This window comes from Sphingosinicella sp. CPCC 101087, from assembly GCF_004151485.1.
Taxonomy (GTDB): Bacteria; Pseudomonadota; Alphaproteobacteria; order Sphingomonadales; family Sphingomonadaceae; genus Allosphingosinicella.
Genome location: NZ_SBFF01000001.1, coordinates 548,913 through 563,308, shown reverse-complemented (window position 1 = coordinate 563,308; position 14,396 = coordinate 548,913). Strand labels below are relative to the sequence as shown.

At 66.4% G+C, this 14,396-nt stretch carries 13 protein-coding genes; 11 read left to right on the top strand and 2 right to left on the bottom strand.

Features of this window, described 5'->3' with window-relative positions:
- Positions 1–95: 95 nt before the first annotated feature.
- Both EKM57_RS02695 and EKM57_RS02690 read left to right on the top strand, forming a co-directional pair.
- The gene (locus EKM57_RS02695; RefSeq protein WP_129790894.1) at positions 96–1,607 is read left to right on the top strand and encodes a replicative DNA helicase; all 1,512 of its coding nucleotides are present in this window, start codon (positions 96–98) and stop codon (positions 1,605–1,607) included.
- 221 nt (positions 1,608–1,828) lie between these two features.
- On the top strand, positions 1,829–3,904 hold the full coding sequence (locus tag EKM57_RS02690) for a prolyl oligopeptidase family protein (RefSeq protein ID WP_206185280.1): 2,076 nt from the start codon (positions 1,829–1,831) through the stop codon (positions 3,902–3,904).
- Positions 3,905–4,021: 117 nt separating this feature from the next.
- Here the strand turns inward: EKM57_RS02690 and astD are convergent, their stop codons facing one another.
- The gene (astD, locus tag EKM57_RS02685; RefSeq protein WP_129790892.1) at positions 4,022–5,458 is read right to left on the bottom strand and encodes a succinylglutamate-semialdehyde dehydrogenase; all 1,437 of its coding nucleotides are present in this window, start codon (positions 5,456–5,458) and stop codon (positions 4,022–4,024) included.
- 69 nt (positions 5,459–5,527) lie between these two features.
- Positions 5,528–6,955, bottom strand: coding sequence for a protein adenylyltransferase SelO family protein (locus tag EKM57_RS02680; RefSeq protein ID WP_129790891.1), 1,428 nt, complete (start codon positions 6,953–6,955; stop codon positions 5,528–5,530).
- A gap of 36 nt (positions 6,956–6,991) precedes the next feature.
- On the opposite strand from EKM57_RS02680, the gene EKM57_RS02675 reads away from it, so the two are divergent.
- The 9 genes from EKM57_RS02675 (at position 6,992) to EKM57_RS02635 (ending at position 14,337) form a co-directional block, all read left to right on the top strand.
- Complete coding sequence (locus EKM57_RS02675; RefSeq protein WP_129790890.1) at positions 6,992–7,849, top strand: alpha/beta fold hydrolase; 858 nt, start codon at positions 6,992–6,994, stop codon at positions 7,847–7,849.
- A gap of 222 nt (positions 7,850–8,071) precedes the next feature.
- Positions 8,072–8,362 (top strand): hypothetical protein, encoded by a 291-nt coding sequence (locus EKM57_RS02670; protein ID WP_129790889.1) that lies wholly within the window; start codon positions 8,072–8,074, stop codon positions 8,360–8,362.
- A 121-nt stretch (positions 8,363–8,483) separates the two neighbouring features.
- Positions 8,484–8,843: a helix-turn-helix transcriptional regulator gene (locus EKM57_RS02665; protein WP_129790888.1), complete on the top strand. Its 360-nt coding sequence runs from the start codon at positions 8,484–8,486 to the stop codon at positions 8,841–8,843.
- Positions 8,840–9,316, top strand: a complete 477-nt coding sequence (locus EKM57_RS02660) for an ArsI/CadI family heavy metal resistance metalloenzyme (RefSeq protein WP_129790887.1) — start codon at positions 8,840–8,842, stop codon at positions 9,314–9,316. Before EKM57_RS02665 ends, EKM57_RS02660 begins: the two co-directional genes overlap by 4 nt.
- A 22-nt stretch (positions 9,317–9,338) precedes the next feature.
- Positions 9,339–9,854, top strand: coding sequence for an arsenate reductase ArsC (locus EKM57_RS02655; protein ID WP_129790886.1), 516 nt, complete (start codon positions 9,339–9,341; stop codon positions 9,852–9,854).
- Between the two features lie 100 nt (positions 9,855–9,954).
- Positions 9,955–10,986 (top strand): ACR3 family arsenite efflux transporter, encoded by a 1,032-nt coding sequence (gene arsB / locus EKM57_RS02650; RefSeq protein ID WP_129790885.1) that lies wholly within the window; start codon positions 9,955–9,957, stop codon positions 10,984–10,986.
- Positions 10,987–11,043: 57 nt separating this feature from the next.
- Entirely contained in the window at positions 11,044–12,198 is a 1,155-nt protein-coding gene (locus tag EKM57_RS02645) for a glycosyltransferase (RefSeq protein WP_129790884.1), read from the top strand.
- A 46-nt stretch (positions 12,199–12,244) separates the two neighbouring features.
- The gene (locus EKM57_RS02640; protein WP_129790883.1) at positions 12,245–13,651 is read left to right on the top strand and encodes a nitronate monooxygenase family protein; all 1,407 of its coding nucleotides are present in this window, start codon (positions 12,245–12,247) and stop codon (positions 13,649–13,651) included.
- A 197-nt stretch (positions 13,652–13,848) separates the two neighbouring features.
- Positions 13,849–14,337, top strand: coding sequence for an SH3 domain-containing protein (locus tag EKM57_RS02635; protein ID WP_129790882.1), 489 nt, complete (start codon positions 13,849–13,851; stop codon positions 14,335–14,337).
- Positions 14,338–14,396 lie beyond the last annotated feature (59 nt).

Below are 14,396 nucleotides of genomic sequence, written 5' to 3'. Positions count from 1 at the left end.
TCGGCCGAAGCATCCACAGCTTATACCATGATCGGCCCACGATTCATTCGGGCCGAGCCCTACCGGAATGAGTCCGGCAGGCGTAGAGTAGGGAAATGGTACAACCGCTTTCCCTCGTCGAGCCTCCCACCCCCACGGGTCAGTCGCTTCCTCACAACGTCGAGGCGGAAGCCGCCTTGCTCGGCGCGCTGATGATCGACAATCGACTGGCCGAGGACGTCCAGCTCAAGCTCAGGCCCGATCACTTCCACGAGCCGCTGCACGGTCGCATCTACGAACAGATCCTCAGGCTGCTCGACCGCAACATGATCGCGAGCCCGGTGACGCTCCGGCCCTTGTTCGAGGCCGACGAGGAGATGAAGGAGCTCGGCGGCCCGTCCTACCTCGCGCAGCTCACCGGAAGCGGCGCCGCGATCATCGGCGCGCGCGACTTCGCGGATCAGATCTACGACCTGGCCTTGCTTCGCGCCCTGGTCGGCGTCGGCCGCGAGATGGTGGAGCGGGCGCTCGATACAAGCGAGGAGGTCGAGCCCAAGGGGCAGATCGAAGAGGCCGAGGCGGCGCTTTACCGCGTGGCCGAGGAGGGTGGCGGCGAAGGCGGCGTGAAGAGCTTCGCCCAGGCGACGCGCCTCGCCGTCCAGATGGCCGAGAAGGCCCTGAATACCGGCGGCGGCCTCTCCGGCGTCACCACCGGTCTCGACACGGTGAACGCCAAGACCGGCGGCCTGCACCATAGCGACCTCATCATTCTTGCCGGCCGTCCGGGCATGGGCAAGACGGCGCTCGCCACCAACTTCGCCTTCAACGCGGCGCAGCGCTACGTGCGCGATATCGAGGACGGGATCGCGCCGGAGAAATCGGCCGGAGCCGCCGTCGCCTTCTTCAGCCTCGAAATGTCGGCCGACCAGCTTGCCACCCGTATTCTCGCGGAGCAGTCCGGGATCAGCTCGGAAAATCTGCGCATGGGCAAGATCAGCCAGCTGGATTTCCGGAATCTTGCTCGCGCCGCTGCCGATCTCGAATCGCTGCCGCTCTATATCGATGATACGCCGGGCCTCACCATCGCCGCGTTGCGCACCCGGGCACGACGGCTGAAGCGCCAGAAGGGGATAGGCCTCGTCGTCGTCGACTATCTCCAGCTCCTCCAGGGGACGGGCCGTAACTCCAACGAAAATCGCGTTCAGGAGATCTCGGAGATCTCGCGCGGCCTCAAGACGCTCGCCAAGGAGCTCGGCGTTCCGGTGCTGGCTTTGTCCCAGCTCAGCCGCGCCGTCGAGCAGCGCGAGGACAAGCGGCCCCAGCTCTCCGATCTTCGCGAATCCGGGTCTATCGAACAGGACGCCGACATCGTCCTGTTCGTCTACCGCGAGGAATATTATGTCGCCTCGCGCGAGCCCAAGCGGCCCGTCGAAGGCGACGACGCCAAGATCTTCGAAAGCTACGAGCAGTGGCAGCGGGACATGGAGCGGGTCTATCAGCTGTCCGAGCTGATCATCGCCAAGCAGCGCCATGGCGCCACCGGCAAGGTGAAGATGAAGTTCGACGCCAAGATCACCCGCTTCTCCGACCATATCGACGCCGACTATCTGCCGGAGGCGAGAGGTTAGGGCCTTTCCCCGGCAATCCCTGCCGGAAGGATCCATGTGACTCTCGGGTGAGGGCAGCGCCCTCGATCCGACCGCTAGCTCTCCATCGGTTCTCGCCTTGGGCGGCGGCAAATCCCCGGCCATTGTCTCTCGCGTATTGCCGCCTTACCTCTGCCGTGGCGGGAGGGGCAGTAATGGCATTTCGCTTCAAGCTATTGGCAGGAGTCTTGGCGTTGACAGGCATGGCCTCGATCGGTGCGGCGCAATCTTCCAGCGGGGCCGCCCCCGCGGACGATCCCCATGTCTGGCTCGAGGAGATTGAAGGTGAGCGCGCGCTCGCCTGGGCGCGTGCCGAGAATGAGCGGACACTCGGCGAGCTGCAGGCCGACCCGCGCTACCGGACTTTCCACGACCAGGCACTCGAGATCCTCCAGGCGAGCGATCGTATTCCCCTGGTGTCGATGCGGCCGAGCGGACTCTACAACTTCTGGCAGGACGAGACCCATGTCCGCGGCATCGTTCGCCGAACAACACTTGAAAGCTATCGGACCGACTCTCCCGCCTGGGAAACGGTGCTCGACGTGGACGCGCTCGCCCGCGCCGAAAGCGCCAACTGGGTCTATCGCGGCCTGTCCTGTCTGCCGCCGGAGGAGCGGCGTTGCCTCGTCGTCCTGTCGGACGGCGGGCGCGACGCCTCGGTGGTGCGCGAGTTCGACTTGATCGAAGGACGTTCCGTCGAGGACGGGTTCAGCCTGCCCGACGGCAAGCAGAGTTTCGCCTGGCTCGACGAGGACACGATCCTCGTGGCGCGCGAATGGGGCCCCGGGACGATGACGGCCTCTGGCTATCCGTTCGTCGTCAAGCGGCTGCGTCGGGGCCAGCCGCTCGACGAGGCAGAGGAAATCTTCCGTGGCACGCGCGAGGACGTGTCGGTCACCCCTTTCGTGCTGCGCGACGCGGCGGGGATGGTCCATGCCGTGGGCGCCTCTCGCGGCCTCGACTTCTTCGACCGGGAATATACGATCCTTCGGGAGGACGGCCCGGTCCGCCTGAACCTGCCGAGGAAATCGTCGCTGGCCGGCCTGGTCGACGGACGTGTCATCGTCGCGCTGCAGGAGGCCTGGGAAGCCGCTCCCGGCCTCGCTTTCGCCACCGATTCGCTGATCTCCTATGACCTGGAGGAATGGAAGAGCGACCCCAACGGCGCCCGGCCGGGGCTCGTCTGGGCGCCTGGCCCGCGCCAGACGCTGGGCGATTTCGCGACAACCCGCGATCAGCTCCTGATCGCCGTACTCGACAATGTCCGTGGTCGCGCCATGGCCATGAACTATGAAGACGGCGCCTGGCGCAGCCGCCCTCTCGCTCTGCCGCAGAATGCCAGCATCGGCATCGCGGCCGCCTCCGACGAGAGCGTCGAGGCGATGTTCACCGTCACGGATTATCTGACACCGTCGACGCTCTGGCACTATGACGGCGCGACCGGCGCAGTGGAGACGATCAAGACGACGCCGCCGCGATTCGATGCCTCGGGCCATGTCGTCGAGCAGCACGAGGCGGCCTCTCGCGATGGTACCCGCATCCCCTATTTCCTGATCCGGCCGCACGACATGAAGCTGGACGGTTCGACGCCGACCCTGCTCAACGGCTATGGCGGATTCCAGGTGCCGATGGTGCCCAGCTATATGGCGACCACGGGGCGGCTCTGGCTCGAACAGGGGAACGCCTATGTCGTCGCCAATCTGCGCGGCGGCGGCGAGTTCGGCCCGGACTGGCACCAGGCGGCTCAGCGCCGGAACAAGCAGCGGACCTGGGACGACTTCATCGCCGTGGCCGAGGATCTGGTCCGGCGGGGCGTCACCAGCCCGCGCCGACTCGGCGTCGTTGGCGGCAGCCAGGGCGGCCTGCTTGTCGGAACCGCCATCACGCAGCGGCCGGACCTGTTCAACGCCGCAATCATCCAGGTGCCCCTGTTCGACATGATCCGGTACCCGCTCATGGGCGCCGGCGCCTCGTGGATCGGCGAATATGGCGATCCTTCGATACCCGAGCAGAAGGCGTGGATAGAAGGCTATTCACCCTATCAGCGGCTGGTCGCCGGGCAAGATTATCCGAGGCCCTTCATCCTCACCTCGACCAAGGACGATCGGGTCCATCCCGGCCACGGCCGAAAGGCCGCCGCGCGCCTCGCCGAGCTCGGCCAGCCTTATCTCTATTACGAGAATATCGACGGCGGACATTCCGCCGCCGCGAACCTGCGTGAGACGGCACGGCGCCTGGCCCTGGAATTCATCTACGCGAGCAAGCGCCTAGCGGACTGAGATCCTGTCGCCGCTGTGCCACGCAGGGGAAGGGTCGCCGCCGGGAGTGGTGGGGCTTCCTTCTGTGCAAGGAAGCCTTCCGTCCGCCTACGTACGCCCGCGAAGGCCGGGCGGCGCCTAGCCTTCGATATTTGCCGGCGCGGTCGGATCGGCAAGCCCTACGCCGATCGTCGCGCGGGCCGAGTCGGCTTCCGAGCTGGTCACGGGATAGGCACAATAGTCGGCCGCATAATATGCGCTCGGCCGGTGGTTGCCGGACAGGCCGATGCCGCCGAACGGCGCCTTTGAAGGTGCGCCATTGGTCGGGCTGTTCCAGTTGATCACCCCGGCACGGACGCCGGCCCAGAACCGGTCGTAAAGTTCCGGCGCGCCGCCGATCAGGGAAGCGGATAGGCCGTAGCGCGTGGCGTTCGCCTCGGCGATCGCGCCGTCGAAATCGGCGACGCGGACGATCTGGAGGACCGGCCCGAACATCTCCACGTCCGGCCGCCGCTCAACCTCGGTGACGTCGATCAGCGACGGCGTCAGGAAGGGGCGCTCGTCGGTCTTTCGATCGAGCCGGCGGATGGCGCGGCCGCCCCGGCCCATCAGCTCGAGAAAGGCCTCCTGGAGCTGGTCGGCCGCCATATTGTCGATCACGGGACCCATGAACGGCGCAGGGTTGGCGTGCGGGTGGCCGACGATCAGCCGGTCGACGAGCCGAGTGATCGTCTCGATCAGCTCCTGATGGGCCCCGTCGCGGACGATCAGCCGGCGCGCGGCGGTGCAGCGCTGGCCGGCACTGAGATAGGCGGACTGGACGGCCATTGCCGCCGCGGCGTGAAGATCCTTCGCGTCCCACACGACGAGCGGATTGTTGCCTCCCATCTCCAATGCCAGGATCTTGTGCGGCGTTTCGGCGAACTGGCGGTGCAGGGCCAGGCCGGCGCGGGCCGAGCCGGTGAACAACAGTCCGTCCAGGCCGGGATGGGCGGCCAGCGCCTTTCCCGTCTCCACGCCGCCCTGGACGCAGCGCACCACGCCCTCGGGAACGCCCGCTTCATGATAGAGCCGGACGAGAAACTCGCCGACGGCCGGCGTCTTCTCGCTCGGCTTGAACACCACCGCATTGCCGGCGATCAGCGCCGGAACGATGTGCCCGTTGGGCAGATGGGCGGGGAAATTGTAGGGACCGAGCACCGCCAGGACGCCGTGGGGCTTGTGGCGCACCGCCACGCGCGTGCCCAGGGCGCCTTCGAGCCGCCGCTGCGCCGTTCGCTCGGCATATGCCGAGACCGAGATGTCGACCTTGTTGATCACGGCCTCGACCTCGGTGCGCGCTTCCCACAAGGGCTTGCCGGTCTCGCGTGCGATCAGGTCGGCGAACGGCTCGAGCTGGGCGCGGGCAAGGTTCGCGAAGCGGCGCAAGGTTTCCACGCGCACCGTGAACGGGCGCGCCGCCCAGCCCGCCCAGGCGGCCCTTGCGGCCATGACCTCGGCGTCCGGGTCTCCCGCCGCACCGGTCCACAACAGTTCGCCGGTGGCGGGCTCGTGCGAGGTCAGGGATTCAGCCATCGTCCCCTCATGGCGGGGCCGGAAGATTTTTCAAGCGCCTAGCGGCCGCGGCGATGCCGCAGCGGGCGCTCATTGTGCCTCGTCGGGACTGGAACGCATCGCCTCGCCCATGCGCCGGACGGCCTGGATCTTGGCCTCCAGCGCCGACCAGTCGTCGGCCTCGTCGATCTGCGACCAGATCCCTTCGACCTCCTCGATATGCATCGAGCAGGGAGCGTCGTCGGACCAGTAGGGATGGTCGAGCGCGCCGGCGGCCGGCGCGCGCTCGCCGACCAGCCGGCGGAATTCGGCGAAGGGCTCGCCCTCATAATCCGCCGCGGCCGGCGTCTTGCCGCGAAGGCTTCCGCCACGCCAATCGAAGAAGAAGCGGTCGATGGGGACGGTTCGCTTTGCCAGTGCCGTCTCCAGTGCGCCGATCAGGCTCATGTCGGCCTCCATCTCCCGCGGAACTATGGCCAGCCGGCCGAAGATGGCGTCGCGCAGCGCCTTCTGGAACCGGTCAGGAAAGGTCTCGAGCGCCGGCGTCAGCGCGTCGGCATCGACGATCTGGCGCAGCGACAGAGCGAGCTGCAGCAGGTCCCAGTGAATCGCCTCGGGCTGGCGCCCGAACGAATAGAGCCCGGCATGGTCGAAATAAGCGGCGGTGAAATGTCCGTCCCAGAAGGGGGTCCAGCGCCAGGGACCATAATCGAAGCTTTCGGCCGTGAGGGCGATGTTGTCGCTGTTGAGCACGCCGTGGACGAAGCCGGCAGCGACGTAGGAAGCGGCCAGCCGCGATGCGGCGTCCGCCACGCGGTCGAGGAGCCGAACCGCCGCGTCCGCATCGGCGGACGGGTTGGTCTCGCCGTAATAATGATGCAGGCAATATCCGACGAGCTTCGCCATCTCCTCGGTCTGCTTGAAGAAAGCGAGCCGCTGGAAGGTCCCGATCCGGATGTGACCGTGGCTCAGCCGGACCAGGACCGCGGAACGGGTGGGGGAGGGCTCGTCGCTGCGCTCCAGCGCTTCGCCCGTCTCGATCAGCGAAAAGGTCTTGGACGTTTCCGCCCCGAGCGCCTCCAGCATCTCGGTGGCCAGCACCTCGCGCACGCCTCCCTTGAGGGTCAGCCGCCCGTCGCCGAAGCGGCTATAGGGGGTCTGGCCCGATCCCTTGGTGCCGAGGTCGAGCAATCGGCCGGCGCCGTCGCGAAGCTGCGCAAACAGGAAGCCCCGGCCGTCGCCGATGTCCGGATTGTACACGCGGAACTGATGGCCATGATAGCGGAGCGCCAGCGGCTCGGGCAGATTGTCGGGAAGTGGCCGAAATCGGCCGAAATGGGCGATCCACTCTTCGTCGTTCAGCCCCTCCAGCCCGACTGCCGGCGCCCAGCGCTCGTTGCGGAACCTCAGGATCGTCTGCGGGAAATCGGCCGGCGCTACCGCATCGTAGAAGGCTTCGCCCAGCGACAGGATCGCGCGCTCCGGGCGGTAGGGCGCGGGTTGCGGAAGCGTCGCCATCAGACGATAGGGGAGGGGCGAAGCGTGGGGTAAGGCATGGCGGACTGGTCCGATGGCTATTGGTGGTCGAACGACGGGCTGCGGCTCCACTATCGCGAATATGCCGGCGATACGAGCCGTCCCCCGATCGTCTGCATTCCTGGTCTGACACGTAACGCGCGCGACTTCGAAGGAGTTGCCGGGCGGCTCGCCGGGGATTGGCGGCTGATCTGCGTCGAGCTGCGGGGCCGGGGCGAGAGCGCCTATGCCAAGGACCCGATGACTTATGTGCCCCTGACCTATCTTCAGGATCTGGAGGCTCTGGTCCGCGAGCTGGCGCTGACGCGGTTCGTCCTGTTCGGAACCTCGCTGGGCGGCCTGATGACCATGTTGCTGGCGATGAGCGACAGCCGCCGGATCGCCGCCGCCCTGATCAACGATATCGGCCCTGTCCTGGAGCCGCGGGGTATCGAGAATATCCGCTCCTATGTCGGAAGGGCGCAGAACTGGCCGACCTGGCTCCACGCCGCCCGCGCGCTCGCCGAGGCGCAGCGGGACCGCTATCCCGACTGGGACCTCGACCAATGGCTGACCTTCGCCAAGCGTTTGTGCAAGCTCTCGCCGGGCGGGCGGATCGTGCTCGATTACGACATGCGGCTGGCCGAGCCCTTCAAGCTGCCTGGCGGCGAAGCCGGAGTCGATCTGTGGCCGGCCTTCCGGAGCCTGGCCGACACCCCGACCTTGCTCGTGCGCGGTGAGCTGTCCGATCTGCTCAGCCTGGAGACGGCCGAGCAGATGAAAGCCGAGCATCCGAAGATGGAAACGGTCACGGTGCCGCGCATCGGCCATGCCCCGACGCTCGAGGAACCCGAAGCGGCCGAAGCGATCGACAAGCTGCTGGCGAGAGTCGGCTAGGCCGCGTCCGGACCGAGCCGACGGCATGATAGGCGCAAGTGCCGGGGCCCACGCCATCCCATGGGTCACGGTCCGCGTCCCTGAGTCCGGCTTTACCGGAATATTCTGTTAATTGGGTGTGGCTATACGTTCCCCCCTGCGTCTGGCGGTCGCAACCGGCGCTCGCGCGCAGAATAGACGCTGCCTCGGTCGTTCGGGCACGTCGAGCCTGCGGAGCGAACGTTGAGGCTGAAAGACAGACCGCTGAAGCTGTTGACCCTGACCCTTTTGGGTACGGTCGGGCTGATCTTTTTCGGATTGGGCCTTCTCGACGGCGAGGTGACTCTGCGCCGCTTCGGGCATGTGGTTGCAGCGGAGGCGCCTGCCCGCTTCGCTCTGGTGATCGCTGGCTATGTCCTCTCGTGGGGCTTGATGGCTTTTGCTTGGTTTGTGGTGATTTCGGAGTGGAGCATCGATTACCGGCCCCCAGCCAAGCCGTCCTACGACGATCCGGAACGTCGTCGACCGCTGTAACTCCCCTTGGTCCCGTGCGGGCCTCCGGTAAATTCGACTTTTCCGGAATCGTCGTTGACAACCGTTGTAGTTTCGATATTTCGAGAAATCTCGAAATCTTAGCGAAACGGAGGGGTGACCGGTGGAAAGCGAGACGGCGGTGAAGGCGCTGAGCGCTCTTGCGCAAGAGCACAGGCTGGCCTCGTTTCGGATGCTGGTGCAGGCCGGTGAGACCGGAATGCCGGCCGGAGCGGTCGCCGAGGCGCTTGGCATTCCCAACTCCTCTTTGTCCTTTCACCTTGCCCATCTGACCCACTCGGGCCTCGTCCTGCAGCGCCGGCAGGGAAGGTCGCTCATCTACACCGCCGACTACGAAGCGATGAACGCGCTGGTCGGATACCTCATGGAGAATTGCTGCGGAGAGGCCGGTTGCGCCCCTCCGGCAGCCTGCGCCGCAGAAGCGCCCGACGAAAGGACGCCCGAAGAAAGGAAGAGAGCATGAAGCGTTTGCACGTTCACCTCGCGGTCGGCGATCTCGACCGGTCGATCCATTTTTATTCGACGCTGTTCGCGGCCGAGCCCACCGTCCGCAAGCCCGATTATGCCAAGTGGATGCTCGACGATCCGAGGGTGAACTTCGCCATCTCCGCCGGAAATCATGATTCCACCGGCATTCAGCATCTCGGAATCCAGGTCGAGGACCAAGGCGAGCTGGCGGAAGTCTATCGGCGGCTTGAAACGGCCGATCGGCCGGTGCTCGAGGAAGGCGCGACCACCTGCTGCTACGCAAAATCCGAGAAGAGCTGGATAGCCGATCCGCAGGGCGTGGTGTGGGAGACCTTCCTCACCCATGGCGAAGCGACGGTCTATGGCGACAGCCCCGGCCTCGGAGCCCTTTCGGTGGATCGGACCGATCCCGCAACTTCCGCGCCAGCAGCGAGCGATCCGGCCTGCTGCGGCTCGGCATCGCATTGACGGGCGACGGGGAAAAAGAGCCATGACCAAGCGCGTTCACAACGTGCTCTTCCTCTGCACGGGCAATTCCGCCCGCTCCATCCTGGCCGAGGCGTTGCTCGAGCGGATGGGCGAGGGCCGGTTCCGCGCCTTCTCGGCGGGCAGCTTCCCCCGCGGCGAGGTGCACCCGCAGGCGCTCTCATTGCTCTCCTCCCTCGACTTCCCGACCGACGGGCTCCGCTCGAAGAGCTGGGACGAGTTTGCCCGGCCGGACGCTCCCGAGCTCGATTTCATCTTCACGGTCTGCGACGACGCCGCCGGCGAGACGTGCCCGATTTGGCCGGGCCATCCGACGACCGCCCATTGGGGCATCGAGGACCCGGCCCGGGTCGAGGGGTCGGGCCAGAGCGAGGCCTTTGCGCGCGCGCTCAACTATCTCTCCAATCGGATCTCGCTCTTCCTGGCCCTGCCGATCGAGGGGATCGACCGGATCGCACTGAGCAGCCGGCTCCAGGCGATCGGGCGCGAAGGCGACGGGAGCACGGCACTCGCGGAATGAAGCGCCCTGGACCGCGCCGAATCTATCATTGAACAAGCAGTAAGAAGGCATATCACGCGTGGCAACCGCAGCATCCGGGACGGCATCTGCCCGGCCGGGCATGACCCTCTTCGAACGCTATCTCTCGGTCTGGGTAGCCTTGTGCATCCTTGCCGGAATCGGCCTCGGGCACCTCTTTCCTGCATTGTTCGGACTTATCGCAGCGGCGGAGATTGCCCGGGTCAACCTGCCGGTGGCGGTGCTGGTCTGGCTGATGATCATCCCGATGCTGCTCAAGATAGATTTCGGCGCGCTCGGATCGGTGCGGCAGCATTGGAAGGGCGTCGGAGTCACCTTGTTCATCAACTGGGCCGTCAAGCCCTTCTCGATGGCGGCGCTGGCGACCCTGTTCGTCGGCTGGCTGTTCGCCCCCTGGCTGCCGGCGGGCGAGATTCCGTCCTACATTGCCGGCCTCATCCTGCTCGCCGCGGCGCCCTGCACCGCGATGGTATTCGTCTGGTCGAACCTTTGTGACGGCGAGCCGAACTACACGCTCAGCCAGGTGGCGCTGAACGACGTCATCATGGTCTTCGCCTTTGCCCCCATTGTCGGCCTGCTCCTGGGCGTGGCGGCGATCACCGTCCCGTGGGACACCTTGCTCTTGTCCGTCATGCTCTACATCCTCATCCCCGTGATCATCGCGCAGCTGATCCGCCGCTCGGTTCTCTCGGGCGGAGGAAAGCCGGCGCTTGACGCGTTGCTGAAGCGCCTGGGGCCGGTGTCGCTCGTCGCTCTGCTGACGACCTTGGTCCTGCTGTTCGGCTTCCAGGGCGAGCAGATCCTGGGACAGCCTCTGGTCATCCTGCTGCTCGCGGTTCCGATCCTGATACAGGTCTATTTCAACTCGGCGCTCGCTTATTGGCTCAGCCGTACCTTCGGCGTGGCCTGGTGCGTCGCGGCGCCGGCGGCCCTGATCGGCGCGTCAAACTTCTTCGAGCTCGCCGTCGCCGCGGCCATCTCGATCTTCGGAATCAACTCGGGCGCAGCGCTGGCGACGGTGGTGGGCGTGCTGGTCGAGGTGCCCGTGATGCTCTCCGTCGTGTGGATCGTGAAACGGTCCCGCGGCTGGTACGAACGCGGAGCTGCCGCCTGATCCCGTCGCCGCCCCTGCGACGGTTCCAACATTCGCAGGATCGCGCCATAAAGCCGCATGGCGCCGCCGGTCCGCATCCTCCACTGCCACTCGACCTTCTCCCTGGGCGGCAAGGAGGCGCGCGCCGTGCGCTTGATGAACGCGTTCGGCGACAAAGCGGAGCATGTCGTCGTCAGCGCCATGCCCGCGCGGCTGGAGGCGCGCGCAGCGATCGACCGCCGAATCAAAGTCGACTTTCCCGCCGACGCTCCGCCCCTGACCGGGAATCCCGATCCCGTCCGGCTGTGGCGGCTGTCGCGCTATCTGCGCCACTTCGACCTCGTGCTGACCTATAATTGGGGCGCTTTCGACGCGGTGATGGCGAACCGCCTGTTCGGTGGTGCGCCCCTGATCCACCATGAGGACGGCTTCAACGAGGACGAAGCGCAGGTCCTGAAGTCGCGCCGCAATCTGTATCGCCGCGCCGGCTTGCCCGGCGCCTTTCGCCTGGTCGTTCCGTCCCGGCGGCTCGAACGGATCGCGCTTCGGGCCTGGGGCCAGACGCCGGCCCGCGTGGTGCGGATAGGCAACGGCGTATCGGTCGGCCGCTTCACCGCTCCTCCCGAACCGGAGACCATCCCCGGCTTCGAGCGCCGGAGCGGAGAAGTCGTGGTCGGCACCGTCGCCGGCCTGCGCCAGGTCAAGAACCTGCCGCGGCTGGTACGCGCCTTCGCGGCCATGGCGAACAAGCAGGCGCGGCTCGTCATCGTCGGCGAGGGGCCCGAGAGCGAGCGGATTGCCGCCGAGGCGCGCGTGGCGGGCATCGCCTCGCGGCTGCTGATGCCCGGCTTCCTCGCCGATCCCGTCCGCTGGATCGGTCATTTCGACATCTTCGCCTTGTCGTCCGACAGCGAACAATTTCCTATTTCCCTGGTCGAGGCGATGGCGGCCGGCTTGCCGGCGGTCGCGACCGCCGTCGGTGACATCCCGGAGATGGTTTCGCAGGACAACCGGCCGCTGATCGTCGACCCCCTGGACGAGGCGGCCTTCACCGCCGCGCTCGACAGCCTCGCCGATCAGCCGAAGCTGCGCCGGGCGGTCGGTGCCGCCAATCGGTCCCGCGCCGCCGCCGAGTTTGACGAGCATGGGATGATTACCGCTTATGCGGGGCTTTACGGCGAAGCCATCGGCCGCCCAGAAGCGTTTACCAAGTCTCCGGGAACTTTTGCGTGAAGGGCGCAATCCGCTTATAGGCGGCGTCATTTTTTGGGAGGCACGATTGTTCAAGGGAATAAGCCCGATCCTCTATGCGGGCCGCGAAGTGCTCCCGCTCATCGAAGGCGGCAAGGGCGTTTCGGCGACCAATCACATGAGCTCCGGCGCCTGGGCCGCGGCCGGTGGCATCGGGACGGTCTCCGCGGTCAACGCCGACAGCTACGATCCGGACGGAAAGATCGTCCCCCAGGTCTACCATGCCCTCACGCGCCGCGAGCGGCACGAGGAGCTGGTCCAATATGCGATCGACGGCGCGGTCCAGCAGGTCCAGCGCGCCTATGAGGTCGCCAGCGGCCGCGGCGCGATCAACATCAACGTCCTGTGGGAGATGGGCGGCGCGCAGCGCGTGCTGCACGGCGTGCTCGAGCGGACCCGGGGCCTGGTCGCCGGCGTCACCTGCGGCGCGGGGATGCCCTACAAGCTTTCGGAAATCGCGGCCTCCTACGGGGTCAGCTATCTGCCGATCATCAGCTCCGCCCGCGCCTTCCGCGCGCTGTGGAAGCGCGCCTATCACAAGGCGGCCGAATGGCTGGCGGCAGTGGTCTACGAGGATCCCTGGCTCGCCGGCGGCCATAACGGCCTCAGCAATGCGGAGGATCCGCTGAAGCCGGAGGATCCCTATCCACGCGTCAAGGCGCTGCGCGAAACCATGCGCGAAGGCGGAATCCCGGATCATGTCCCGATCGTCATGGCGGGCGGCGTCTGGAACCTGAAGGAATGGGAACATTGGATCGATAATCCGGAGCTGGGGCAGATCGCCTTCCAGTTCGGCACCCGTCCCTTGCTTACGCAGGAAAGCCCGATTCCCGAGGAGTGGAAGCAGCGGCTGATGACGCTCGAGGAGGGCGACATCCTCCTTCATCGCTTCTCGCCGACCGGCTTCTACTCGTCCGCGGTGCGCAATCCGTTCCTGCGCGCGCTCGAGGCGCGCTCGCTGCGCCAGATCGCCTTCACGAAGGAGCCGCTCGGCGATCACCGGTTCCAGCTCGACGTCGGCATCGGCACCAAGAAGAATTATTGGGTCACCAAGGGCGACCTGCTCCATGCCCGCGAATGGTATGCGCAAGGCTTCACCGAGGCATTGAAGACTCCCGACGAAACCCTGGTCTTCACCACGCCGGAGGAGAAGCATCACATCCGAAAGGACCAGGCCGACTGCATGGGCTGCCTTTCCCAATGCGCCTTCTCGTCCTGGGCCGACAATGAGAAGAACACGACGGGCCGGCTCGCCGATCCGCGCAGCTTCTGCATCCAGAAGACGCTGCAGGACATCGCCCATGGCGGCCCGGTCGACCAGAACCTCATGTTCGCCGGCCACTCGGCCTTTCGATTCAAGAACGACCCCTTCTATTCGAACGGATTCGTGCCGACGGTGAAGCAGCTCATGGAACGGATTCAGACGGGCTACTGACCAAGCGGGAGGGCGTATGCGGAAATCCGCCTTGCTGTCGGTTGAGGCGCGGACCGTCGCCCTCTAAGCTGGGTTGGCGTGCTGGTTCCCGATGGCTGCCTACGTCATGCCGGCGCTCGCGGGGAACCAGCTCTTGCCGGCGACGACGTGAACGAACGGGACTCGCGCTTGGCGGGAATGACGAGGAAGGGGAGCTCATGACGAGACGCGTCTGCGCAGCACTGGCCGCGATGGCGGTATTGCTTTCGCTGAGCGTGGCGCAGGCGCAGCCGCCGCGCGAGACGCCCTATTGGGCGTCGATCTCGGCGAGCCGCGCGATGATGCGGACAGGCCCCGGCCGCAACTATCCGGCGACCTGGCTCTACGTCCGGCCCGATCTGCCGATCGAAGTGATCGAAGTCTATCAGAGCTGGCGCAAGATCCGCGATCCGGACGGGACGACCGGCTGGATGCTGGTGAACCTGCTGAGCGACACGCGGACCGCGATCGTCCGCGGCGATGCCGCGCGGCCCCTGCACGAGGAGCCGGACGAGGCGTCGCCGGTGCAGTTCCGCGTCGAGCCCGGCGTCGTAGGCCGGATTTCCAACTGTGCGTCCGGCTGGTGCCGCTTCGTCGTCGGCCGCCGCGGCGGCTTCATCCGCGTCGGACATATCTGGGGCGTGCGCCCCGACGAGACGGTGGGATGAGGATATGCGCGCGCTGACGATCGCCGCGCCCGCACTTCGCGCCGAGCCTGCTTGAGATT